Consider the following 24,426-nt stretch of genomic DNA (forward strand, 5'->3'; position numbering starts at 1 on the left):
TAACGGCTGATTTCAAACTAACCAAATTAAACAATTACAAGTATTAATTCATAAATATTTTGTGATCAATATCCTTTACTTTCAGCAAAGGATATGCATTTTCCTTGCTTAAGACCAGGTGTTTCAATTCTTTTACTTCTTCCTGATCGATCAATATGAGCAAATTAGCCTGTATGGTCGGAATAGGAATGCGTTTGTGGTATAAGGAATGCCTGTATTCATTTTCCCAAAACTCAACATTGGTATCGTTTAAGTATTTACAAAAACTTTCAAATTCATAAGCTGTGAAATTGAAATTTAAATTATTGTATAATAAATGATAGATGTCGTTGAAATTACAATAAAGTAAAATCCCGTTTTTAGTTCTGTTGAGTATTTGAATTTTGTTACACACAATTCTTTATTTTCGATTCAAAAATAGGTATTTATTTAGACTTAATAAAAATAAAGATAAAGAAATATTGAATTTTTCAAGAGTTATTGAAAATAAACCCTGGAACTTACATTGGAGCTGATCTCAAGTAACATATTCAATTAGTTGTTTTTCAGTAGTATAGAAAAAATGATACGAAACCCAAGAATGTTCGTGAACTCCGGCCGGTAATTTATATCGATAAGGCAGAAAATGCCAAATGAACGTCAATGCAAACGTAATTTGATATTAGGACTGAATTTGGAGAATCTGACTGACTTCAATAACAATTGGATAGTTGGTGAACTGAGTGCAGAATGTATTGTCTCGATCTCAGGAGATCATAAGGTTATACTAGAGCGAGGGTGCTAAAAAAATCCTTCTGGGTAAGTTTTATGGATAGTAATAATGAAAGTCACTTGTTTTAAGTGGCTTTCATTTTAATTTGTAAATTTGGCGGAATAAAATTTTAAAAGACAGCTATGAAAAGAGTCCTGTATTTACTATTGTTTGTTTTAACCTTTGTTGGATGTAGTAAAGATTCAACATCGGAGGATGAGGATTTTAAAAGAGCAAACAGGCAAACAACAGGAGCTTCTGCAAACGATTTCTTATCCGACGAGAATTTTAAAAGCCTGACGATCGAAATTATTTACGTGTCGGGATTTAGGCCTAGTCAGGAATCACTGGATAATTTAAAAGATTTTATTTTAGAACGGACGTATAAGCCGGGAGGGGTGTCTTTTGTAGAGAAAGAAATTTCGTCGCCAGCTGAATCGCCGTATACCATCCAAGAGATAGCAGACCTTGAGAATGTTTACAGAGAAACGTATAATGCGGGAGACGATTTGGCTTTAAGTATTATGTTTATAGACGGCAAGTCTGATCAGGATGAGGGAAACTCAGTTGTTTTGGGTACGGCCTACAGAAATACATCTATGGTGATCTACCAGAATACATTACAACAGAGCAGTAATCAACCCGGAGAACCGGATAAGGTTATGCTCGAATCTACTGTTTTATGCCATGAATTATCGCATTTGTTCGGGTTGGTAAACCTGGGTACAGTGATGATTGAAGATCATCAGGATGAGGCAAATGGACACCATTGCGACGTTGAAGGCTGCCTTATGAATTATCAGGTAGAGTCCGGAGGAGTGTTTAATTTGGTGTCAGGGAGTGTCATTCCATCCTTAGATCCCCAATGTCTGGCAGATTTGAGGGCTAATGGAGGCAGGTAGTTTCCATCGGTTCGTCAAAACTTAGCGTTTTATTTTATTAATCTTCATTACAAATCCTTAAATTTGCGGTTCTTAAAGCAAGAAGGATTACTATGTTTGATAATTTAAGTGAAAAACTCGATGGCGCCCTCCATAAGTTAAAAGGGCATGGTCAAATTACCGAGATCAATATAGCGGAAACGTTAAAGGAGATACGTCGTGCATTATTAGATGCCGATGTTAACTACAAAATAGCCAAAGAGTTTACCAACAATGTTAAGGAGAAGGCACTAGGTCATGACGTGCTCAGTTCGCTGAAGCCTGGTCAGTTGATGGTGAAGTTGGTAAAAGATGAACTAACCCAGTTAATGGGAGGTGAAGCAGTAGGTATCAATCTTTCCGGAGCGCCGACAGTAATCTTAATGTCAGGTTTACAGGGATCTGGTAAAACCACTTTTTCCGGTAAACTGGCAAACTTCCTTAAAAACAAAAAGACTAAAAAGCCTTTGTTGGTGGCATGTGATGTCTACCGACCTGCGGCGATAGATCAGTTACATGTTTTAGGAGAACAACTGAATATTGATGTTTATTCCGATAAAGGCAATTCAGATGCTGTAGCTATTGCAAAGGCCGGGGTGGCCCATGCAAAGGCTAACGGACATAATGTAGTTATAGTCGATACCGCAGGACGTTTGGGGATTGATGAGCAAATGATGACTGAAATCGGTAATATTCATTCAGCTATTACTCCGGAAGAAACATTATTTGTAGTAGACTCCATGACGGGTCAGGATGCTGTTAATACAGCAAAAGCTTTTAATGATGTGCTTGATTTTGACGGCGTTATCCTGACTAAACTTGACGGTGACACCAGAGGTGGTGCTGCGCTATCTATTAAATCTGTAGTAAATAAGCCTATTAAGTTTATAGGTACCGGTGAAAAAATGGAAGCTATCGATGTCTTCTATCCAGAACGTATGGCGGATAGAATACTCGGTATGGGAGATGTGGTTTCATTGGTTGAACGGGCTCAAGAGCAGTTTGATGAAGAAGAGGCTCGTAAACTACAGAAAAAGATCGCTAAAAATAAATTTGGTTTTGATGACTTTCTAAACCAGATTCAGCAGATCAAGAAGATGGGTAATATGAAGGATTTACTAGGAATGATACCCGGTGCCTCTAAAGCCCTGAAAGGAATAGATATTGACGATGATGCTTTTAAGGGAATTGAGGCGATTATTCATTCAATGACTCCGGACGAGCGTTCGAATCCTTCCGTTTTAAATGCGAGTAGAAAAAAGAGGATTGCCAAGGGAAGCGGTACTTCCATACAACAGGTAAATCAACTTTTAAAGCAGTTCGACCAGATGGGGAAAATGATGAAAATGATGCAAGGCGGCGGCGGAAAGAAGATGATGCAGATGATGGGAGGAATGAAAGGAATGAGATAAAAACACAATTTAATAATTCCCGCATACTTATGCGGGATTCTTTTTTACATAAATTTTAATAACCAAAACCGCTTAACAACACAAAAGATGGAGTTGCTCGACGGAAAGAAGATTTCAGGTCAAATAAAAGATGAAATTGCAGCCGAAGTTTCTAAAATGAAAGAAAAAGGGGAAAAAGTTCCTCATTTGGCAGCAGTATTAGTAGGAAACGATGGTGCCAGTTTAACTTATGTAGGTAGTAAAGTTAAGGCATGTGAACGTGTGGGTTTCGAATCTACATTAATTAAAATGCCTAGTACTACCAGCGAAATTGAATTACTTAAGAAGATCGATGAGTTGAACAAGAATGATGATATTGACGGATTTATTGTTCAATTACCATTACCTCCCCAGATTGATGAGCAGGAAGTATTAATGGCTATAGACCCTGATAAGGATGTAGATGGATTCCATCCGATGAACTTTGGGAAAATGGCTTTAGATATGAGTACATTTATTCCAGCCACTCCATTCGGTATTTTAGAATTATTAGAGCGTTATAATGTAGAAACCAAAGGAAAGCATACCGTTGTAATCGGGCGTTCGCATATTGTGGGTAGGCCAATGAGTATTTTAATGGGTAGGAAAGGATTTCCCGGTAATTCTACAGTGACACTTACCCATAGTCATACAAAGAACATTACACAAATCACTTCCCAGGCCGATATTATAATAACAGCTTTAGGGCGTCCTCACTTTTTAAAGGCGGAGATGGTAAAGGATGATGTTGTTATTGTTGATGTGGGTATTACAAGGGTGCCTGACGAATCTAAGCCTAAAGGTTATTATATAGCCGGAGATGTTGATTTTGATAACGTGAGTAAGAAAGCAAGTTTTATCACCCCTGTTCCTGGTGGAGTTGGGCCGATGACTATAGCGATGTTACTTAAAAATACGCTTTTAGCAAGAGATCGCAGAAGGAATAAACTGAGCAAATAATTACCCAAAGGGTTTTACGGGATTTGTCCTTATAAAATATTCCTTAAGGGATTTCACAGGATCTACTCCGAGACCAATCTACTATAAAAACAGCAAGGGAAGCCAGATATGGCTTCCCTTGCTGTTTTTGAATTAAAGCTTTGTATATTTCGTTTTATAATTAAGACGGATCGATCGTATAAATTGAGTGTGAATCAAAAAGAGGAAAAGGGTTTTAGTGAAAAAAGCAGTATTGGAATTGTCTTCAGACCTCTTAAAGCTTATACGCTCTGAAACATTAATAACCTACTTCAAGTTTTTTATCAGACAAGCCAAGGTACATTCCATTTATATTTTGAAGAAAAAGGGATGCCCAATAGAGGAAAACACCACAAGATATATTTAATAAACTGTATAGTTATTTTAGCGACGAGTCAGGCTCTATCCTGTAGGAAGGTAGGTGTACATATGGGGAATTCATAGGGAATGTATGGAGTTTAAAAACGTTATTCCGGCAGTTCGAAAATATAAAGATTTTCCCTATAGATGTTCCTGATTCCCAATTTATAGGATAAGATATTTTCGTTGTAATTTTTATAAAGAGCAGGATTTATTGTGCCATTAAAAAGGAGGATGTTTTCTTTGTTATAGGTCTTAATGGTAACAAGATCTTCTTCTCTGTTTAACTGAGAATAGGCCTCAGACTGAAACTGGCTGTCGGCCTTTATCCATACCGTACCTTTTGTTAGCTTTCCTTTAGAAAAGACAGCGGTGTATCGGGGCTTATTGTTTTGGTATTGAACTACTTTACCGTGCAGCTGGTTGTTTAGCTCTCCGTAGCTTAATAACGTATTCCCTATTGAGTCGTAAATGGTGGTATTGGTTTCGTGTTCTGATAGATATTCAGTGATTGTTTTCTGATTTTCTTTTTGTTGAATTTCTTTTATTATCGCGCCGTCTTTATAGAACTTTTTATTGCCATAGAGGCTGGGTTTCTGCCCTTCAAAAGGTTTTCCGTTTTTGTACAAAAGACGGGAATCTTCGCTGCCGTTTTTATTGTAATAAATAGTGTAACCTTCTTTTTCACCTTCTCGATAGTTTTCTTCCTTTTGTTTTTTACCATTTTGGTAATAATATGTAAAGGTGCCATGTTTTTTATCGTTGAGGTAGTAACCTTTTTCCTGTAGGGTTTCTTCGTCATAATTAAATTTACGATAAGACCCTTCCTTTAAGCCGTTTTTCATGTATATTTCTCTGTGTTTCTTATAATCGTACATCTTTCCGGTTGGCTTTTGATTGGTAAAGGTGGCCTGAGCTATTAATTTACCTTCTTTCGAATAGAACAGGGCTTGTGAGTTGATATCTACCTCTTCTCTTAACACATATTCATATTCTCCCGTATTTAAATTGTATTCTTTCTGGTAGCTTTTGATTTTTATAAGTTTACCTTCTTCGTACTGTTTCATCGTTTCTATTTGATCCGTACGATAGAAATATTTGTATTCTGTTCCGGTTTTAGTCTTGAAGTTATAAGAGGCCATGACCTTACCTGTTTTGTCGTAATAGACTGCCATTGATTTTTTACGGTACGAGTTTAGATCGTAGCTTATTTCACTTTTTTTTCCTCCGTTTATATAATAGGTTATCGTTTTTGATGCATCTTTATCATTATATATCTCCATTTCTTTATAGAGATTGTCATCTTCGAGATAGGTATATGTTGTTTTGGCTCGTAATTTTTTGTTTTTAAATTCGTGTTTTTCGACAATTTTGTTTTTGTAGTTGATTTTGAATAAAGAACCTTCTACAGGAGTAGGTTCGTAGTAGGCTGCTCCCAAAATTCCGGAGCTATAATGATTCTCTTTTGGTATGACCTTGAGTTTTCCCAGCTTCTTTCCGGAAATATCATAATAGGTAATTAGGGAATCTTTTAAGTGAAGGAATATTGATGTGGTATCTGTATAATATTCAATTGCTTCCTGTACAATTCCGTTTTTATAAGTAATGTCTTTATTGTCTGCTTTTTTAGTTTCAACCAGTCTGCCTTCGAGTTTATCGTTTATTTTTTGTAGGACTCCAATTTGGCGCCCTGTGTTGTCATAGCTAATAATTTTAACAGGGATACCTTCGTCTGTATATTCTTCTCTTTTGATTAAGATACCTTGTTCGTTGAATTCATCAATTCCGATTACCAGTCCCCTCTTGAAAGTTTTTATTTTTTCAATGGAAGAAGGATTTTTATAAGAAAACGAATAGGCGGTTCCTTCATAAGGAGTTTTATATTTTGACTCCTTACTGTATTGGTATTTTATGGCTCCTAAGCGGTTGCCCTGATCATCATAGAATGTTTCTGTTAATGTAGTTTCATTAAATTGGTTACGAGGGGAGCCGTTAGGGTAAAAAGACCTGGTAAAAACCGGAGTGCCCAGTTGATATTCCGTGATAGATTTTACCCTCATCGGGTTGTAATAATATTGTACTTTTTTACCAACTGTTTGTCCGTCGTTATAGGTTGCTTGTCCTATTTCTTTACCGTTCTTGTCGTAGTATATATTTTTGACGGTCATGCCGTTGTCGTAATAGCCTTCGAGGCGGATACCGTTTTTATCACCTTCAAAGTATATCGTTTTTATAACTTTTCCATCCTTATAGGTTAACTCTTCCCTGGCTATGGTAGTTTTGTCTTCCTTTTCAATATAGTAAGTGCAGGTGCCGTTGCGTTTATCTTTATCGCAGTTTAATTCTTTTGTGGGATGTCCTTGTTCATTGTACCATACTGCCTGGAAGATATTGATACTGTCTTTGCGTTTTGAGAGCCCGGTCATTTGGAGGGAGCCGTTAATATAAAAATCGTTTACACGGTACAGTTTTCCTTCTTTTTTTACAGAAGGTCGATAAAAATGAGCATTTTTTTTGGTGGTTTCTTTCCATTTTTTATCAAACCAAAGGGTGTCTTTTTGACCATAAGAAACTGTGATATAACAAAACAAGAGAGGAATTACGATGAATTTATTCATGAATGCATATTTAGTGTAAACTCATTTATGAGTTTGTAACAGATGGCAAAATTAGGGGTTTTTTCTTTAATAATGAGAGGGTTTTTAGTCGGGCAGTGGCTTTCGTCTTGTGAATAGGAATCAACTCAGGTTTATGGCATATTGTTTTCTGCTTCAAAACCATTCTTATGACAAGCTTTTCCTTGTTAGTACTCTTGTGCAATATAAGAGGTCTGAAAAGGGATATTTACTGTCCGATCGAACGTAGTCAAAAACTAGTTGTGTCTGATTATCAGTAAGTTTTAACTGCGCTCAACCTGACATTTGGTGATTGTAAGGCTTTTTTGACTTCCGCTTCTTTATGTCAATGGGCATTAAACGTCTGCTGAGCTAAGATTTGTGCAGTATTTAAGGGGGAAATATAATGTTGGTTCAAAAAACGGGTTATTTATTAACAGAAAAAATCTCTTTCCATTGTTCTGACCAAACCTTTACATCATTCCCAAAGATTGGTGAAGGAATATGAAGATGGTAGTATTGAAATAACCTTTTTGGTAAAACTTAACTATGAGTTGGAGCGGTTACTATTAGGCTTTGGAGATTCACTATAAGTTATCAAGCCTGAAAAATTGCGTTATCGGATTATGAAAAAGCTAGAGAAAACACACTTGCTTTATCGAAGTTGAATTACTATCGGATGTATCCTTTTTTTATGAACATAGTAAGGAAGGCATTTTGTCAAGCCCTCTGCGATCAGCTATTTAAAAGATAAAGAAAAAAAGCTGAGGTAACGGCGGTTATACCTTCCTTAGAGATTTCAGAACGTATAAATCTATATGCGCGTTTCATTTGGGTTTTTACAGTATTGATTGAAATGCCATTTTCTTCTGCGATATCGGAATAGCTTTGCTGATTAAAAACATAGGACAGAAAAATGTTTTTACGATCCTGAGGTAACTTATTGACAACCTCCAATATATTTTGAATCGGTACATCAACATCAGATTCTTTTTCGAGATCATTTCCTTCCATGGGAAGGTTATTGAGAAATTCCGTTTCTTTTCTGATTTTATTGAGGTGTTGCAGGCATAGATTTTTAACTGCCTTAACGGCGTATCCCTTAAAGTTAGTCTCAATGATGATACGTTCTTTTCTTTTCCAGCACGATACAAAAAACTCCTGAACCAAATCTTTGGCAATATCCCGATCTTTTACAATACCAAAAGAAATCAAACACAAATAAGAGTAATACTTTTCGAAAAGGTACTCGATATTAAGTTCATCTTGTTCCTTCCTTTTTAGGGGATAAGAGTCTTTTTGTATCATAAAGAAACAAAAGTGTTTGGTTGGTTTTTTAATTCGATTGGAAGCTAATTTATGAATTTTTCTTTCTTTTCCGGTGACATCTTTTTTAAATTCTTAAAAAAAACTTAAAAATTTTGTCACCCTAAAAACGAGAACGATAAACATATATAAAAATTATAAACAGATAATGCCAGATATACAAAGAAAAGAACTAGAAAGGTTAAAACTCATTTTAAAAGAATTTCACAGCAAGGGATCAATCCCTCATGAACTTGTTGAAGAACTAAATACTGAAGAAAAAGAATTCCTCTTCCAGATAATCAGTGAAGAAAGAGTAAAGGACACGTTGGCTTTTATAGATAGTATTGATGAAAAACAGGACTGGAATAAAGTTAAGGTGAGAATGGATGAAAAGAGAGCACCAAAAATACCTGTTTGGAAACCATTGCTAAAATATGCCGCAATGTTCATCATGGTGTTGGGTTGTAGTTTCTTTGTCTATCATTATTTCTTATCGGGTGCTAACCTCAAAATAGATAATGAATCTATCAGGTTGAAAGTAGGAGATGACTTTGTGAAAGTCATAAAAGAAGGAGAGAGACGGCAGATAGTAACGAGCTCCGGACTTGTTATTGGGAAACAGGAAGGGAATAAAATCAGTTATAACCAGCCATCAGGCATAGATGAGCTTGTATTTAACGAATTAGAAATTCCTTATGGAAAAATTTTTGATCTGGAGTTGTCTGACGGTACGGTAGTACACCTCAATTCCGGAACCCAGATAAAATATCCTGTAAAATTTCTTAGGGGACATCAGCGGGAGGTGTTTATTAAGGGAGAGGCCTATTTTAAAGTTGCAAAAGACAAGGTACATCCTTTTATAGTTAGTGCTAATGATATTGCCATTGAGGTATTGGGTACCGAATTCAATGTGTCTTCATATCAAGAAGATCGACACATTAAAACAGTATTGGTAGAGGGATCGGTTCAACTAACCAACTCGGTGACTATTAAGGATACCATTGTACTGAAACCTAACCAGGGAGCATTGTGGGATAAAGAAACTCTGGAGGCAGAAGTAAAAAATGTGGACGTAGATTTATATACGAGTTGGATAAATGGCGAAATGGTTTTTAGAAATACCTCTTTTGAAAGTATGGTTAAAAAATTAGAGCGAAAATATAATGTGGTTATAGAAAATAATAATACGGAATTAGCGCATAAAGAATTGAATGCAAGATTCAGTATTGATGTTGAAAGCCTTGAAGATATTTTAATTGCCCTTAAACAGATAGTCCCTTTTGATTATAAAATGACTCAGGAAAAAGTAATGATATACTAACTAACCTTAAAAACATACAGAACTATGAAGTATCCTTAATTTTTAAAAAGAAAAATCGGAAAATGCTTGGACCCATTTCCCGATTTAGAATTTGATTTAAACAATGTTAAAATGAATTATTTAAAACCAACACAAAATTATGAAAAAATACATGATTAGGTCGTTGTCGGACAGGCAATTTCTAAAATTCGACTTAAAGATGAAGCTTACCACGATTTTACTTTTGGTTTCGTTATTTAAAATTCAGGCAAGTACTTACTCGCAGAATACTAAACTTACACTTGATATGAATAATGCGAGTGTAGGTGAGGTTTTTAAGGAGATAGAAGGAACTTCTGAATTTAGATTCTTGTACGAAAGCACTAATGTTGACCTTACCAGAAAAGTAAGTATCCATGTGAAAAAGAAAAAGATAGATGATGTTCTGTCATTGCTTTTTAAAGGAACACATATCGATTATAAAGTATATAATCGTCAGGTGTTGTTAACAAAAAAGAAAACGCTTGACATTCCTGAAGATGTCAAAATAGAATCAGGTTCTCAGCAGCGTTTAGTGAGAGGGACAATAAGAGATGCCAATGGTACACCACTACCGGGGACTAATATTCTTGAAAAAGGGACTTCTAATGGTACACAGTCAGACTTTGATGGTCATTATGCTATTAATGTATCCGGAACAAATGCAGTTTTAGTAATTTCTTATGTGGGGTTTACAACAGTTGAAATCGCTGTTGGTACCCGGACAAATATAGATGTCACCCTTCAGGAAAATGCAGCAGCATTAGATGAAGTGGTGGTGGTTGGTTATGAATCTCAAAGAAGAAGAGACCTGACCAGTGCTGTAGTTACTACTTCATCAAAAGAATTAAACAAAAGAGTCTCTAACAGCGCAGATCAGTTATTACAAGGTCGGTTACCAGGATTACAGGTCAGACAGAGTTCAGGAGAGCCCGGTAATACAGGAACCAATTTACTGATAAGGGGACCGGGAACATTTAGTAGTGCAGGAAATAATCCGTTGGTAATCATAGACGGACTTCCTTCAAGTGAAGGTTTGAACGCCATTAACCCTAATGATATAAATAATATTACAGTTCTGAAAGATGCGGCATCGGCAGCTATTTACGGTTCTAGGGGAGCAAACGGGGTTATTGTAGTGACTACCAAACGAGGAACAGGAGATCGTTTTTCTGTAACTATCAATAGTAACCTGTCTTTAGAGAAGGCAACTATGGTACCAGATGTAATCAATGACCCGGTAGAATATATGACATTTTTTAATGAAGCGGCCAATAATACCCTAGGGGCAAATCCGCTTTATACAGATGAAGACATAGCAAATTATTCAGACCCAAACAGAGACCGAAGCATCTATCCTCAATACGATTGGTTAGACCAGGTTTTTGTATCTACCATCTCTCAAAACCAATACTTGGGAATTAGCGGGGCTAAAGGAAAGACCAATTATAACATAAGTATAGGCTATGCTGATCAGCCGGGTGTATTCAAGGGTTTTGATTATGAGAAATATACCTCCCAGGCCAATTTAACTTCTCAGGTTTCTGATCGAATAAAGATTTCGTTTAATAATTTATTGAGATATGACGAAAGGGAAGGTCCGCGACAAGGAGCTATAGATCAATTTCTTTCTGCTTTGGCAACAAATCCGATGGTGCCGGCTTACACACCCGACGGCAGACTTTCCAGCTCGATCTTTGGCAGAAACGCTACAGGGTTTGGAAATGGTAACAAGCATGTGTTGGGGATTATTGAATATGCCAGAAAACAAACTAAAGGACTTTACGGGCAAACCAATTTTTCATTCGATTGGGAGCTGATGGACAATTTGTTTTTTGAAAACAAAATAGGCGTAAATTATTCGTTTATTGATGTCAATGATGCCCAACCCACAATCCCTCAATATGACTATTCGACGGGTAATTTTATCAGTAACCTGGATGTAGGGACTCCGCATGGAGTTACCATAAGTAATACTAAAAATACCCATACAGTTATTTACAATCAGTTGAGATACAAACATGATTTTTCTGAAGATCACAAGATGGAAGCATTGGTAGGTAGGCAGCAGGATAAGGATTACACACAATTTTTATCCGGTTTTAGAACAGGATTTTCATCGAATGATATCAGGCAGTTAGATGCTGGTTCTACAAGCGGAGCCAGATCTAATAGCAGGGCAGACCGATGGGGCTTGGTTGGATACTATGGAAATGCAAAATACAGCTATAAAGATAAGTATATCATTAAGGGAAGTATGCGTTATGACGGAACATCAAGGTTACCCAAAGATAGCCGATGGGGTTTGTTTTACTCCGGATCTTTTGCGTGGAGAATTTCGGATGAGGCTTTTTTAGCCGACGTCTCATGGCTTGACGATCTTAAATTCAGAGCCTCTTATGGCTCACTGGGTAATCAGAACATCAATAACTTCAATGGGGCTCCATACCCGTATCAGACACTGTTAAACTCCACTTATTACAATATAGGAGGTCAGACACTAACAGGGTTTTCAAGAAGTTCTCTTACCGATAATTCACTTACCTGGGAAACAACTACCATGTTAGATTTTGGTTTAGATGCTTCCCTGTTCAGTAATAAGCTAAATATAACTTTTGATTATTATCAAAAAGAAACATCAGACATTTTACGTCAGGGACAGATTCCGGATTACATAGGTTTAAACCCGCCAATAGTAAACAGAGGGACAATGCGCAATACCGGATATGAATTTATGTTGGGGTATAGAGATACTTTAGGAGAGGATTTCAACTTTGCTATCGATGCAAGCATATACGGATTTAAAAATGAATTGGTAAAATTCGGGGGGCAACAGATCAATAACAGAACCATATTCAGGGAAGGACTTGAATACGATGCATATTTTATGTATCAATACGATGGTATTTTTAGATCGGAAGAGGAAGCACAGCAGGCACCCGACCAAACCCCCGCCGGAGGAGCCAATGTTGCCGGAGGTGTAAGATTAAAAGATGAAAATAATGATGGTGTGGTAAATCAGGAAGATAAGGTAGTGATCGATGGTCGGTATCCTACTTTCAATTACTCTTTAAATCTGACAGCAAATTGGAAAAACTTCGATTTGACTGTTTTCTTGTTCGGGTCTGAGGGGCAAAAAACATATGTTACAGGGTGGGGAATTGAGCCATTCAGACAAAATGCGATGCCTATAAAAGACTGGAGAAACAGATGGACACCTGAAAATCCGGATGCATCCATGCCAAGACTTTATATTGCAGACGGAAGAGGAGCAGGAAACAATGGGGTTTCCTATACGTCATCTTATTTCCTCAAAGACGCTTCGTTTATGCGTATAAAGAACATAAACCTGGGGTATACTTTCAATAGCTTAATTGATGATTTAAAACTTCCGATTTCTAACTTAAGACTATTCGTGTCTTTAGATAATGTAGTAACATTTAGTTCATTTCCGGGTTTAGATCCTGAAAGACCTGTTACAAGCGGAGATTATGTTTCTTACCCACAGGTAAAGTCTTATACCATGGGATTAAATCTAACATTTTAAATACGGGATTATGAATTCAAGAATGCGAAATATATTCAAATGTTTATTATTCTCAATAGTTTTTTGGGGATGTGATAATGATATTTTAGATCAACAGCCACTCACAGAAATATCTCAGGATGCTTATTTTAATGATGTTTCACAGGTTGAAACCGGACTTACCGGAGTGTATTCCACACTTACGGATTACTATTTTGATGGCAGCTGGCCTTTTACCTGGGGATCAAGTCCATACGCACCTGCGCAATTAGATATGATGACGGATAATGGTTATACCAGGTATGATTATTGCGGGGCTAAAACCATCAGTACGGCAGGGATCAATGCCACAACTCACGGTGTGGTGGGTAATCTGTATGCTCATTGTTACAAAGGAATTCAACGAGCTAATTTTTTCAAAGAAGTAGTAGAAACGGTGGACTTTCTAAGCGATAATGAGAAAAATAAATTTTTAGCAGAAGCACTTTTCTTGCGGGCTTTCTTTTATTATCAGTTGGCCAGAACCTATGGAAATGTTCCGTTAGTCTTAACTACTGAGGTAGACCAAGAGAACCCAATAGGTAATTTGCCGGCAGGGCAGGAAGCACAGCAACGAACCCTGGTATTGGAGCAAGTTGTCGATGATTTAAATTTTGCAGCCACACATTTACCGGATGAGATCTTTACGGGAAGAGCCGTGAAAGGAAGTGCACAGGCATTGCAGATGCATGCATATTTACTTATGGAAAATTATGCCAAAGTAGTTGAAGTGGGTGAATCTTTTATCGGGAATACAGTTCACGATTTATCGCCTTCGTATAGTGATATTTTTATTAAATCCGGACAAGCGGATAATAAAGAAATATTGTTCTCCATACAATGGAATGCTCCTACCAATTATCCTAACCCCGGCCCTAATCGAACCATTGGAGCATGGCAGGGAGCTCAGCCTTTTTACGACCTGATTTCTGATTATGAGGATAATAGTGGAAATCTGGTAGCCAGGCCATTGCCAAGTGAAGGAGATTCACAAGTTGACGATTACCAAAATATGGATCCGAGGTTCGACATGACCTTTGTGGTTCTGGGGGGAAACTGGGAAGGCATTACAGCCAATGAGACTTTTACTCCTGGTGACAATGAAACAGGTTACGGAATTAAAAAGTTTATGCCGGTGCCTTTTGAGAATGATTTGGCAACGAATGTAATAAGCGATCAGGATTGGGTGATTTTGCGTTACGCGGATGTGCTGCTAATGTATGCAGAGGCTAAGAATGAAGTAGATGGCCCTACAGCAGAAGTTTATGATGCGATCAATACGGTTCGAAGCAGACCCGATGTGTTGATGCCCGATTTACCTGACGGGTTGACTCAAACGGAAATGAGAACGCGTATCAGGAGGGAAAGACGTGTTGAGCTTGCCCTGGAAAACTGGAGATATTTTGATCTGAGAAGATGGGGAATAGCCAATACCGAGTTAAATGATGATATGCCTCTGACCAATGGTACAAGTTTTACCTTGGTTTATCAGCCTCATTATGAGTTTTGGCCTATACCGGAAAACGCTTTTAACAAGAATACGAACCTCAATCAAAATACAGGTTATTAGTTTGATTATAACTTATTTTAAGTTTTAGTCATACCCTGTTATAATTATTCACATAGATTAATTTGGTTGGTTATGGATTGTAGCCCGGAAGCATTTAATGATTTCTTTCCAGGGCTACAGTTTATAACAGAATATGATCATATATAGCAGCAATATGTTAATAAAGAAGACAATTGTTCAGTTGTTTGTTTTGTGCCTGATTGCTCAAAACACTCATGCTCAACTTCAAAAGTTTAACCATGACTATTCACAGACTCTGGTCATGAAGATGTTACTCTCTATTCCCGATGGGAAAGGAGGTACAAAAGTTTATTGCAACTTTTCACAAGCATTGGAACTTATAAAAAAAGCAGACCAGTTAACAATGCAGGTTCCTAAGATTATTTATCTGGTAGGATGGCAATACAATGGTCACGATGATAAGTATCCGGCCATGTTTGAAGTTAATGAAGCCTTAAAAAGACCTCAGGATACCAATGCAAGGGAGGGCTTGCTTTGGCTGATGAAAGAGGCACGTAAATACAATACAGCTGTGAGTCTGCATATTAATATGACAGATGCTTATGAAGATAGTCCATTATGGGAAACTTATGTTGAAAATGATCTTATATCAAAAAAAAGATCAGGTGATTTGTTAGTCATCGGGAATTACAATAATCGTAAAGCATATCAAATCAATTACAAACGGGAATGGGAATCAGGGTGGACTCAAAAAAGGATCGACAGTCTTTTAAAACTCCTTCCAGAATTAAAAAATAGCGGTACAATCCATGCGGATGCTTGGATAGCAAGAGCGAGTGAAGGACATCAGGAAACTTCTGTTATGGAAGCTGCATACCAGGTAAAAGCAACAGCGTATTGGAAAAAAAACGGATTAGATGTTACCAGCGAATGGGTTATGGATTATATGACTGGTTATGTTCCTTTTGCATGGCATTTTAATCATAGAACACAGGAACAATACCTTGAAACTCCCGCAGCTATTTATACCGGTAGTGGCATTAATCCTGATATGGAATGGAGCGATTTTGGGTTAGGATTTTTATTTGGGACAAGCATGTATGGAGAACCCATATGGCCTAATAAATATAGAACCAAAGAAGAAAATGATACCTGGGAGAGAAGGTTTGCAAGAAAGTTCTATTTAAACAGTATTCCTTATTTCTTTTTGAATAAGCATCGTCGAAAATATGTTGAAGGTGCCGGAGCTCAGCGGATAGCTTATTACGATCATGATTTAAGAGTTTCGCTTAAAGACAGTACCATCAGCAAAAATGAAGTAATACTTAGAAAGGGAAATACGATTCTTTTGCCTCCCGTATGGAAGAAAGAACCTTCCTTGGTAGCCTATAGTGGTGCCGGTATTAATGAAAAGTATCAGCTACTTGCCGATTGGAGTGCTTTTAAACGAGTGGACCTATATAAAATTACAACAGGTGGTCTGGAAAAAGTTAAAACCCTGAGTGTTAAAAATGGTTTTATAAGTTTAAATCTTGAAAAACAACAGCCTTATTTATTGAAGCCACGACTCTAAAAAGCCTGAATACCTAAATATAATTTATGATGAAGAATGAACGTATTGACCGGAGAAGATTTATCAGAAACACCTCTTCTGTGATGTTTACTGGTGCAATTTTACCTGTGCTCCCTACAGACATGGCTAAATCGGAAAGTAAAGAAGATTCTTTCGGTTTTTTAACCCTCCCTTATCTTCAAAACCTAAACCACGATATGGTAGTTGTAATGTTTATAATTAACAGCAATGCACATAGCTGGGTTGAGTTTGGAGAAAATGGTTTCGACAATATTGCATGCTCATCAAGAGATGGATTAGTAGATGCAGATATCAGGTTAAATAAAATGATATTAAAAAATCTAAAGCCGGAGACAACATACTTTTACAGGGTCGTAAGCAAGCAAATATTAAGTTTTGATCCGTATGATTTAAAGTATGGAGAAAAAATAACTTCAGAGGCTTTTAGTTTTACGACCCCTAAAAAAGATTCAGGAAGTGTTTCTTGTGTTATATTAAATGATATTCACGATCGGCCTGATTCTTTTTATGATCTGTTTGGATTGGCGGAACAATTAAAATTTGATTTTGTAGTACTTAATGGAGATATGTTTGATTATCAGACTGATGAAAGACAAATAATAGATCACCTGTTGGTTCCTTGTACCAATTTGTTTGCAACTGAGACTCCGTTTTTAATGATACGTGGAAACCATGAAACCAGAGGGAAATATGCCCGGCAACTTAAAGGATATTTTACTTATCCTGACCATGATGAGTATTATTTCTCATTCAGGCAGGGGCCGGTTCATTTTATAGTATTGGATTCCGGTGAAGACAAAGAAGATGAGCATCCTGAATATGGAGGAATAGTCAACTTTGACGAATTTCGGGAAGAACAGGCCCGATGGTTAGAAAATGAAGTTTCAAAAAGCGAATTTTCAGATTGTAAATATAAGGTAGTGATTATGCATATTCCTCCATTTTACTCTGGTAACGGGCATGGGACGATGCATTGCAGAAAGTTGTTTCATCCCGTTTTCGAGAGACACAATATAGCTATGGTTATTTCCGGGCATACACATGCGTATGGGATCCATCCTCCAACAACCGAGCATAGTTATCCGATTATTATAGGTGGAGGGCCACAAAAAGGCAATAGGACTTTAATTCACCTGAAAGCAAATTTTGAAAACCTGGAAACTGAAATGATTAAAGACGACGGATCGATTATAGGAAGATATACAGTTTAACAAGAAATAGAATTAAAGGCATGGCAACAGATTATTTTTAAAGCATTATGGTAAAAGTTTTTATGATCAAAAATAATGTTTATTGGCTTTTGTTGATAGCATTTTCAGCCTCTGGAATTTTAAATGCCCAGGAGAAAATAACTGTAATGAGTTATAATGTAAGATATGATGAGGCTGTATTTAATGAAGGGAAATTAAAGGAAAACGACTGGGTAAACCGTAAAGATGCCCAGATAAAATTATTAGCTTATTTTAATCCTGATATTATAGGGATGCAAGAGCCTTTTTTACATCAGGTTAAGTACTTTGAACATCATTTATCTAAATATGATTGGATAGGCAACGGACGTGAAGATGGTAAAGTGAAAGGGGAATACAATCCTGTATTTTACAATAGAGAACGCTTTGAATTAATAGAAAGCGGTACGTTTTGGCTTTCTGAAACTCCCTGTCAAATCAGTAAATCTTGGGATGCCGGTTACACAAGAATATGTACATGGGGATTATTTGAGTCAAGGGAAACTCAAGACCAATTCTATGTGTTCAATACACATTTTGATAGTACAGGTGCTAATGCCCGATACCATAGTGCTCAATTAATAAATAAAAAGGTTAAAGAATTTACAAACGGCAAGCCTGTAATAATAACCGGCGACTTTAATTTTAATCCGGAGAGTTCTGCCTATGAGCAACTAACCTCTAATGGATTATCTGATTCAAGAATTGTCAGTAAGAGTATCCCTTATGGGCCTAAAGCAACTTTTAATGCATTTCAATACCATGAAATACCAAAGGAACGAATAGATTATGTTTTTGTCGGAAACAACATTGAGGTATTGTCATATTCGGTATTGAATAATAGTTATAATTTAAAATTCCCATCAGATCATTTTCCTGTATTGATAAAGGTTCAATTATAAAAATAATAATAATGATTAAAACTTACTCACTGGTTGTAAATACCGTATTGTGTATTGTAGCAACGTTTTCGGTGTTAGTCATAAACGGGCAAAACAAAGTTTATGAGATAGATGCCAGCAATGATCAAAATAATTTAACGACTCCTCCTTATAAAATAATACCACATCCAAATGCCATAAACCAATTTGGAGCAAATAATCAGTATTTTCTTAAAGATGGAAAGCCCTGGATGCCTATAATGGGAGAGTTCCATTACGTACGATATCCCGAAAAATATTGGGAAGAAGAAATAGTTAAAATGAAAAGTGCCGGCCTCTCGATCGTTGCAACATACGTATTCTGGAATGCGCATGAATACCCCAAGGGAAGATGGGATTGGTCTGGTGATAAGAACCTGAAGAAATTTATCAAATTATGTGAAAAACATCAAATGTACGTTTGGCTTAGAATTGGACCATGGAGTCATGGCGAACAATTATACGGAGGGCATCCGGAGTGGATTCATAATATGCGAGGAAAGCGAAGTAATTCTCCGGAATATTTAAATGAAGCAGAACAACTTTTTAAACAGATAGGAAAACAAACAGACGGGCTTTATTTGAATGAAGGAGGCCCTATTATAGGAGTTCAGCTTGAAAATGAATATGCTTCCGGACAAGCTGCACATATTGACTCGTTACGGAGTATGGCTTTAAGGAATGAAATTATTCCGGCCTATTTTAGTATTACAGCGAATACAGTCTTTAATGATAAGGAGTATGGCTATTTTCCATTACAGGGTGCATATCCATACAGGGGGTGGACTAAAAGCGGAGGAGGTCCCACAAAAGACTTTCTATACGGCAATGACCAGTGGATTTTGGGGGATGCTTTAGGAAAATTGTATTACAATCCGGAAATGTACCCGAAGGGACTTTGCGAACAAGGGGCCGGGAGCCAGATGAAATATAAGAACAGATTTGTAGTCGAACCCCATGTGGTAGAAGCCCATTTGCAAAATCAACTTGGGCGGGGTATGAACCTTATAGGTTATTATATGTTTCATGGAGGGATCCAGTTGCCGGGTTTAAAAGAGCCCGGATATCCTGAATCGTATGATTTTCAGGCTCCCTTGTCAGAATTCGGGTTTCCCAGGTCTTCTTATCAAAATTTAAAAATATTACATCATTTTGTAAATGACTTTGGAAATGAACTAGCAACCATGGGAGTGGTTTATCCTGAACTTCCTGTAAGCAACGAACTAAATACAGACAGCCTTCGATACGTGGTAAGGATCAAAGAAAATACCGGTTTTCTGTTTTTAGGGAATACCCAGGTAAGAATACCCATGCCTGACAAAGAGGTGCAAATCGGCTTAAAGCTTTCCAAAGAAAGCATACAACTACCAAGAACTCCTTTTACTTTAAAAGGTGAAACTACAGCTATTTTACCATTCAATATACAGCTAAACAATGTACTTTTAAAGTATGCGACAGCTCAACCAGTTTCCAAGATAGATCAGAATGGTAACCTGGCATTGTTTTTAATGGAATTGGAAAGCGTTAATACCGAACTGGCTTTTGATAAGAATACTGTCAAAAATATAGAGGCCCCCGATTGGCATATGAGTGAGGAGGACAATATCGTTTATTTAAATAAAAAAGGAACCAACAACACGATTGTTATTACGGATAACACGAATAAAAAATTAATAATTCAATTATTAGATCGGAACCAAGCCTTGAAGAGTTGGAGGGTATCGTTAGATGATCAAGAGTATTTTGTTATTGCCGATGCTGATTTATTACAATTCAATGACAAAATTGAACTGAGAAAAACTCATAAACCCGATTTCGGAATAAAAGTGTATCCGGATCCGAGTGAAAAAATAGAAAGACCTTTTAAATTCAGTTTTTTAGGCAGAGAGGGTATTTTTTATCATTATGAAACTAAATTGGATTCTCAAAAAATTGATACTTCCGATTTGCGTATTTCCAAGAAGGAACTTCAATTTAGAATTCCGGAGAGATTGCCTGAAAATTGTAGTGATTTAATAATGAAAATTGATTATCAGGGAGGTGATCTGGTACTAAAAATTAATGATACGATACTTACAGATAATCTCTATAACGGGACTAGTTGGAAAGTCGGGTTGAAAAGGTATATAGACCGTTATCCTGATGCGTGGATGACAATAGAAATGAAAAACTTATCATCTGATAATTTTATTAATTCAGATGAGTTTAAGGGAAAACAAGGTTTGTCAAGAATAAACGATGTTCAGATTTATCCGGAATATAGTTTTGATATCAATTTAAATCTGGATTGATTGTAGAAATTGGTTTTTAGTTTGCTTCAGAACAGTTAAAAGTATTTGCATAAATATAAACAATGAGAAAAGGAAAACTGAATTGTAAAGTGTTGAAGATTATTGTTTTCATAATCGTTTGCGTGTCTCATTCGGATGCACAAAAGATAATAGATTTAAAAGATTATGGGGTAGAGGCCTATTCTTTTAAAAATGCTTCACCTTCTATTGTAAAAGCAATAGCCGATGCATCTAAATATGAAGAAACTATCATCAGGTTTCCGGAAGGACGGATAGATCTGTGGCCTGATGGTACCCGGAATAAGGAATATTATGTGTCAAATGCTACAGAATCTGATACGCTGAGCAAAGAGAAAAGCATAGGAATCCTTTTGGAGAATATGACGAATGTTACCTTGGAAGGAAATAAGACCTTCATTGTAGCTCATGGTAAAATGATACATATAGCTATAGACAATTGTAAGAATATAAAAGTAAAAGGTTTGTCTTTTGATTATGAAAGACCCACCATGTCAGAAATGAAAATTTTAAAAGCAGATGATGCCGGGGTCATTGCAGAAGTTCACCGGGATTCGAAATATATTATCAGAAACGAGAAATTAATATGGTATGGAGATGGATGGAAAGCGGCAGATGTAAATACGATTCGTTTCGATCCAAGATTTGAAGGTATGTATTACGATTCATGGAAGCCTTTCAAAAATTCAAAAGTAACAGACCTGGGCAATGGCAAACTAATGTTTAAAGGAGATTTTTCAAAAGCAGACTTTAAGGAAGGAGATATAATGACCATGCGGGATACTTACAGAGACTGTGTCGGTATATTGAACCATTATTCCAAAGAGCTGCTTTTTGAAGATATTCATCTTCATTATATGCACGGAATGGGGGTGGTGAGTCAATTTTGTGAGAATATTGTCATGAATAGCATTAACGGGCAGCCCAGGAGAGCATCGGGAAGGAAGATAGCTGCCTTTGCAGATTTTTTACATTTTTCAGGGTGTCATGGAAAAATTACTGTAGAAAACAGCTTGTTTTCGGGTTCTCATGACGATTGTATCAACGTGCACGGTACTCATTTAAGAATTGTTAATGCTGAAAAAAATAAGATCAGGGTAAGGTTTATGCATCATCAGACATGGAATATAAAGGCTTTTGATATAGGGGACACCATTGGATTTGTAGATAATAAAACCCTGTTGGTTTATGAAAAAGCACAAGTAAAGTCTGTAAAGAAACTATCTGAAAGAGCAATTGAATTAGAAATAGATCGAAACGTACCAAAACAATTAGCAGATAAACATTGTGTTGAAAATATTTCAAAAACACCGGAGGTACTAATAAGGAATAACAGGTTTGAACATACCAACACCAGAGGCGTATTACTAACCACCAGGAAGAAAGCTGTAATAACTGGTAATATTTTTTATAAAACCGGGATGCATGCCATTCTGATTGCAGATGATTGCAACTTCTGGTACGAATCTGGCCCGGTTAAAGATGTTACGATAAGCGAGAATAAGTTTATCCAGTGCGGATATAATTCATATCCGAAATCGTACGCCATAGCTATTATGCCGGAGACTCATGATTTTGAGAAAGATAGGTTTGTTCATTCCAATATTAAGATTATTGATAACGAATTTGATATTTCATCTCCCCAGGTATTGTTTGCCAGATCTACGAATACCCTTCTTTTTAAAGGGAATGTCATTAATGAGGTTTTACAGGATAAGTTTAAAGTAAGTACAGACCCGATGTTTTTCCTAGAGCATTGCCAAAAGGTGATCCTGGACAATAACGATCTGAAAAATGTGAATTTTCAAAAGGATATATATGTAAATGAAATGACTAAAAAGGACATTAAAATAAAAGACTCAGGAGATTTTACCTTCAACTAATACCAAAACGAAACGATACTATGAAAAAAATATGTTATTTATCTCTTTTCGTAATTAGCTGTAATCTGCTTAATGCTCAAATAATAGAACGAATGCGTCCAGCCGAATGGAAAGGCCTGGTGTATGGCGGACGTTTTATGGATCGATTTCAGCCGATTCCTTTTAAAAGTGAGCTAACTTCAGATACATGGGGGGCAGCGAATGTTCTGCCCAGGGATGTATCGAATGGTATAGAAGACAAAGATTACTCTTATTGGGGAGGAAATATATTGAAGGGAGATGACGGGAAGTACCATCTTTATGTATGCCGATGGCGGGAAGATTCACCCAAAGGGCATATGGAGTGGTTTCATTCGATCGTAGTTCATGCGGTGGCCGATAACGCTATAGGCCCCTATAAAGTGAATGACATAGTAGGATCGGGGCATAATCCCGAAGCTTTTCGTTTAAAAGACGGAAGTTATGTAGTTTATGTCATAGACGGTTATTATCATTCAAAATCTTTTAATGGTCCATGGGAGTATGATAATTTTAAGTTCGATCCACGAGACCGGCCTATCATTGAGGGCTTATCTAATTTATCATTTGCGAGGAGAGAAGACGGTTCTTTTTTAATGGTTTGCAGGGGTGGAGGTATCTGGTTTAGTAAAGACGGTAAAAGCACCTATAATCAGGTGTCGAATACAAGTGTTTATCCCCCGGTTGATGGGCGGTTTGAAGATCCTGTAGTCTGGAAAACCAACATACAATATCATATGATTGTAAATGATTGGTACGGAAGGATAGCTTATTATTTAAGGTCTAAAGACGGTGTTAACTGGAAGGTCGATACTGGAGAAGCTTATATGCCCGGACTGGCTGTTTATGAAGATGGCACGCAGGTAGATTGGTTTAAATACGAGCGTATAAAGGTTCTGCAAGATGATTTAGGAAGAGCATATCAGGCAAACTTTGCTGTTATCGATACGCTTAAGCATGAAGATAGACCCAGAGATGGTCATAGTTCAAAAAATATCAGTATTCCGTTAACTGTAGGCAGGCAGATACAGCTGTTGGGAAATAAAAAAATAACAGCGCGAAGCAAGCGTATTCAGTTATTAATAAAGGCAGAAGACGGGTTTAATCCACATATGGATATCGATTTAAAATCGTTACGGTTTGGAGCTCCGGATGAAGTTAATTTTGGAAGAGGATCGGTGGTGGCAGAGACTAAAAAGCAAGGAGATGATCTGGTGATAATATTTAACGGAAAAGGGAATGGTTTCAAAGCAGATAACTTTGTGGGCAAGCTATTAGGGAAGACAACTAAAGGAAATTTGCTTTTCGGTTATACAAGATTACCCTGGGTAACCTACAATGCACCCATACTTTCTGCGAGGTATCCGGAAATTATAAAGGGATCAGAGAAAGCCAACATCAGCGTTGAAATTCAAAATTTCGGACAGGTGGCTTCTTCGGTAACTCCGGTTGATATTTATGTCAAGGAGAAGAATGAATATCTCAAGATTGCAGCTGCTAAAATTCAACCCATGCAACCGTTTGAAAGAGTTGAGTTAAAGTTGTCATCAAAATATAAATTCATTAAGGGTAATAATTATAATATTAAATTAAGCATCCGTATTGAAGGTAATACTCCTAACGATTTGGAGGCCGAGGTTAAAGTCAGGTAATGCGTTTAAAAAGAAACAGATTCA

General features: G+C 36.9%; 15 protein-coding genes. 12 read left to right on the forward strand and 3 right to left on the reverse strand.

All coding sequences use genetic code 11. The features are described 5' to 3' along the window. Positions 1-43: 43 nt before the first annotated feature. Complete coding sequence (locus MQE36_RS08935) at positions 44-394, reverse strand: DUF6686 family protein (RefSeq protein WP_242935635.1); 351 nt, start codon at positions 392-394, stop codon at positions 44-46. Between the two features lie 500 nt (positions 395-894). Here MQE36_RS08935 and MQE36_RS08940 point away from each other — a divergent pair, with 500 nt between their 5' ends. The 3 genes from MQE36_RS08940 to MQE36_RS08950 all read left to right on the forward strand — a co-directional run bounded on the left by MQE36_RS08940 (position 895) and on the right by MQE36_RS08950 (position 4,061). Continuing rightward, positions 895-1,653 carry a zinc metalloprotease gene (locus MQE36_RS08940; protein ID WP_242935636.1) on the forward strand — a complete coding sequence of 253 codons (759 nt, stop codon included), beginning with the start codon at positions 895-897 and terminating at the stop codon, positions 1,651-1,653. Positions 1,654-1,745: 92 nt separating this feature from the next. Beyond that, a complete protein-coding gene (gene ffh, locus MQE36_RS08945) occupies positions 1,746-3,083 on the forward strand; it encodes a signal recognition particle protein (RefSeq protein WP_242935637.1) in 1,338 nt (445 codons plus the stop codon). 87 nt (positions 3,084-3,170) lie between these two features. Continuing rightward, positions 3,171-4,061, forward strand: coding sequence for a bifunctional 5,10-methylenetetrahydrofolate dehydrogenase/5,10-methenyltetrahydrofolate cyclohydrolase (locus tag MQE36_RS08950; protein ID WP_242935638.1), 891 nt, complete (start codon positions 3,171-3,173; stop codon positions 4,059-4,061). A 485-nt stretch (positions 4,062-4,546) separates the two neighbouring features. On the opposite strand, the gene MQE36_RS08955 is transcribed toward MQE36_RS08950, so the two are convergent. Together MQE36_RS08955 and MQE36_RS08960 are read right to left on the reverse strand one after the other, a co-directional pair. Further along, on the reverse strand, positions 4,547-7,057 hold the full coding sequence (locus MQE36_RS08955; RefSeq protein WP_242935639.1) for a toxin-antitoxin system YwqK family antitoxin: 2,511 nt from the start codon (positions 7,055-7,057) through the stop codon (positions 4,547-4,549). A 732-nt stretch (positions 7,058-7,789) separates the two neighbouring features. Next, positions 7,790-8,362 carry an RNA polymerase sigma factor gene (locus MQE36_RS08960; RefSeq protein WP_242935640.1) on the reverse strand — a complete coding sequence of 191 codons (573 nt, stop codon included), beginning with the start codon at positions 8,360-8,362 and terminating at the stop codon, positions 7,790-7,792. Positions 8,363-8,528: 166 nt separating this feature from the next. Between MQE36_RS08960 and MQE36_RS08965 the strand changes: the two genes are divergently transcribed. The 9 genes from MQE36_RS08965 to MQE36_RS09005 all read left to right on the forward strand — a co-directional run bounded on the left by MQE36_RS08965 (position 8,529) and on the right by MQE36_RS09005 (position 24,402). Next, the gene (locus MQE36_RS08965) at positions 8,529-9,683 is read left to right on the forward strand and encodes a FecR family protein (protein WP_242935641.1); all 1,155 of its coding nucleotides are present in this window, start codon (positions 8,529-8,531) and stop codon (positions 9,681-9,683) included. A gap of 139 nt (positions 9,684-9,822) precedes the next feature. After that, entirely contained in the window at positions 9,823-13,248 is a 3,426-nt protein-coding gene (locus MQE36_RS08970) for a TonB-dependent receptor (RefSeq protein ID WP_242935642.1), read from the forward strand. Between the two features lie 10 nt (positions 13,249-13,258). Next, positions 13,259-14,836 (forward strand): RagB/SusD family nutrient uptake outer membrane protein, encoded by a 1,578-nt coding sequence (locus MQE36_RS08975; protein WP_242935643.1) that lies wholly within the window; start codon positions 13,259-13,261, stop codon positions 14,834-14,836. Positions 14,837-14,990: 154 nt separating this feature from the next. Further along, on the forward strand, positions 14,991-16,370 hold the full coding sequence (locus MQE36_RS08980; RefSeq protein ID WP_242935644.1) for an endo-alpha-N-acetylgalactosaminidase family protein: 1,380 nt from the start codon (positions 14,991-14,993) through the stop codon (positions 16,368-16,370). A gap of 26 nt (positions 16,371-16,396) precedes the next feature. Further along, positions 16,397-17,602, forward strand: a complete 1,206-nt coding sequence (locus MQE36_RS08985; protein ID WP_242935645.1) for a purple acid phosphatase family protein — start codon at positions 16,397-16,399, stop codon at positions 17,600-17,602. Positions 17,603-17,664: 62 nt separating this feature from the next. Further along, on the forward strand, positions 17,665-18,522 hold the full coding sequence (locus MQE36_RS08990) for an endonuclease/exonuclease/phosphatase family protein (RefSeq protein WP_242935646.1): 858 nt from the start codon (positions 17,665-17,667) through the stop codon (positions 18,520-18,522). An 11-nt stretch (positions 18,523-18,533) separates the two neighbouring features. Beyond that, entirely contained in the window at positions 18,534-20,831 is a 2,298-nt protein-coding gene (locus MQE36_RS08995) for a beta-galactosidase (RefSeq protein ID WP_242935647.1), read from the forward strand. 62 nt (positions 20,832-20,893) lie between these two features. Beyond that, entirely contained in the window at positions 20,894-22,732 is a 1,839-nt protein-coding gene (locus tag MQE36_RS09000) for a right-handed parallel beta-helix repeat-containing protein (protein WP_242935648.1), read from the forward strand. 20 nt (positions 22,733-22,752) lie between these two features. After that, entirely contained in the window at positions 22,753-24,402 is a 1,650-nt protein-coding gene (locus MQE36_RS09005; protein ID WP_242935649.1) for a glycoside hydrolase family protein, read from the forward strand. The last annotated feature ends 24 nt before the right edge of the window (positions 24,403-24,426 follow it).

Source organism: Zhouia spongiae (assembly GCF_022760175.1).
Taxonomy (GTDB): domain Bacteria; phylum Bacteroidota; class Bacteroidia; order Flavobacteriales; family Flavobacteriaceae; genus Zhouia; species Zhouia spongiae.

Bases quoted from the DNA above. Each gene is read 5' to 3' on its own strand.
- MQE36_RS08940 (WP_242935636.1), top strand. From the start codon at position 895: ATGAAAAGAGTCCTGTATTTACTATTGTTTGTTTTAACCTTTGTTGGA.
- ffh (WP_242935637.1), top strand. From the start codon at position 1,746: ATGTTTGATAATTTAAGTGAAAAACTCGATGGCGCCCTCCATAAGTTA.
- MQE36_RS08950 (WP_242935638.1), top strand. From the start codon at position 3,171: ATGGAGTTGCTCGACGGAAAGAAGATTTCAGGTCAAATAAAAGATGAA.
- MQE36_RS08955 (WP_242935639.1), bottom strand. From the start codon at position 7,057: ATGAATAAATTCATCGTAATTCCTCTCTTGTTTTGTTATATCACAGTT.
- MQE36_RS08960 (WP_242935640.1), bottom strand. From the start codon at position 8,362: ATGATACAAAAAGACTCTTATCCCCTAAAAAGGAAGGAACAAGATGAA.
- MQE36_RS08965 (WP_242935641.1), top strand. From the start codon at position 8,529: ATGCCAGATATACAAAGAAAAGAACTAGAAAGGTTAAAACTCATTTTA.
- MQE36_RS08970 (WP_242935642.1), top strand. From the start codon at position 9,823: ATGAAAAAATACATGATTAGGTCGTTGTCGGACAGGCAATTTCTAAAA.
- MQE36_RS08975 (WP_242935643.1), top strand. From the start codon at position 13,259: ATGAATTCAAGAATGCGAAATATATTCAAATGTTTATTATTCTCAATA.
- MQE36_RS08980 (WP_242935644.1), top strand. From the start codon at position 14,991: ATGTTAATAAAGAAGACAATTGTTCAGTTGTTTGTTTTGTGCCTGATT.
- MQE36_RS08985 (WP_242935645.1), top strand. From the start codon at position 16,397: ATGATGAAGAATGAACGTATTGACCGGAGAAGATTTATCAGAAACACC.
- MQE36_RS08990 (WP_242935646.1), top strand. From the start codon at position 17,665: ATGATCAAAAATAATGTTTATTGGCTTTTGTTGATAGCATTTTCAGCC.
- MQE36_RS08995 (WP_242935647.1), top strand. From the start codon at position 18,534: ATGATTAAAACTTACTCACTGGTTGTAAATACCGTATTGTGTATTGTA.
- MQE36_RS09000 (WP_242935648.1), top strand. From the start codon at position 20,894: ATGAGAAAAGGAAAACTGAATTGTAAAGTGTTGAAGATTATTGTTTTC.
- MQE36_RS09005 (WP_242935649.1), top strand. From the start codon at position 22,753: ATGAAAAAAATATGTTATTTATCTCTTTTCGTAATTAGCTGTAATCTG.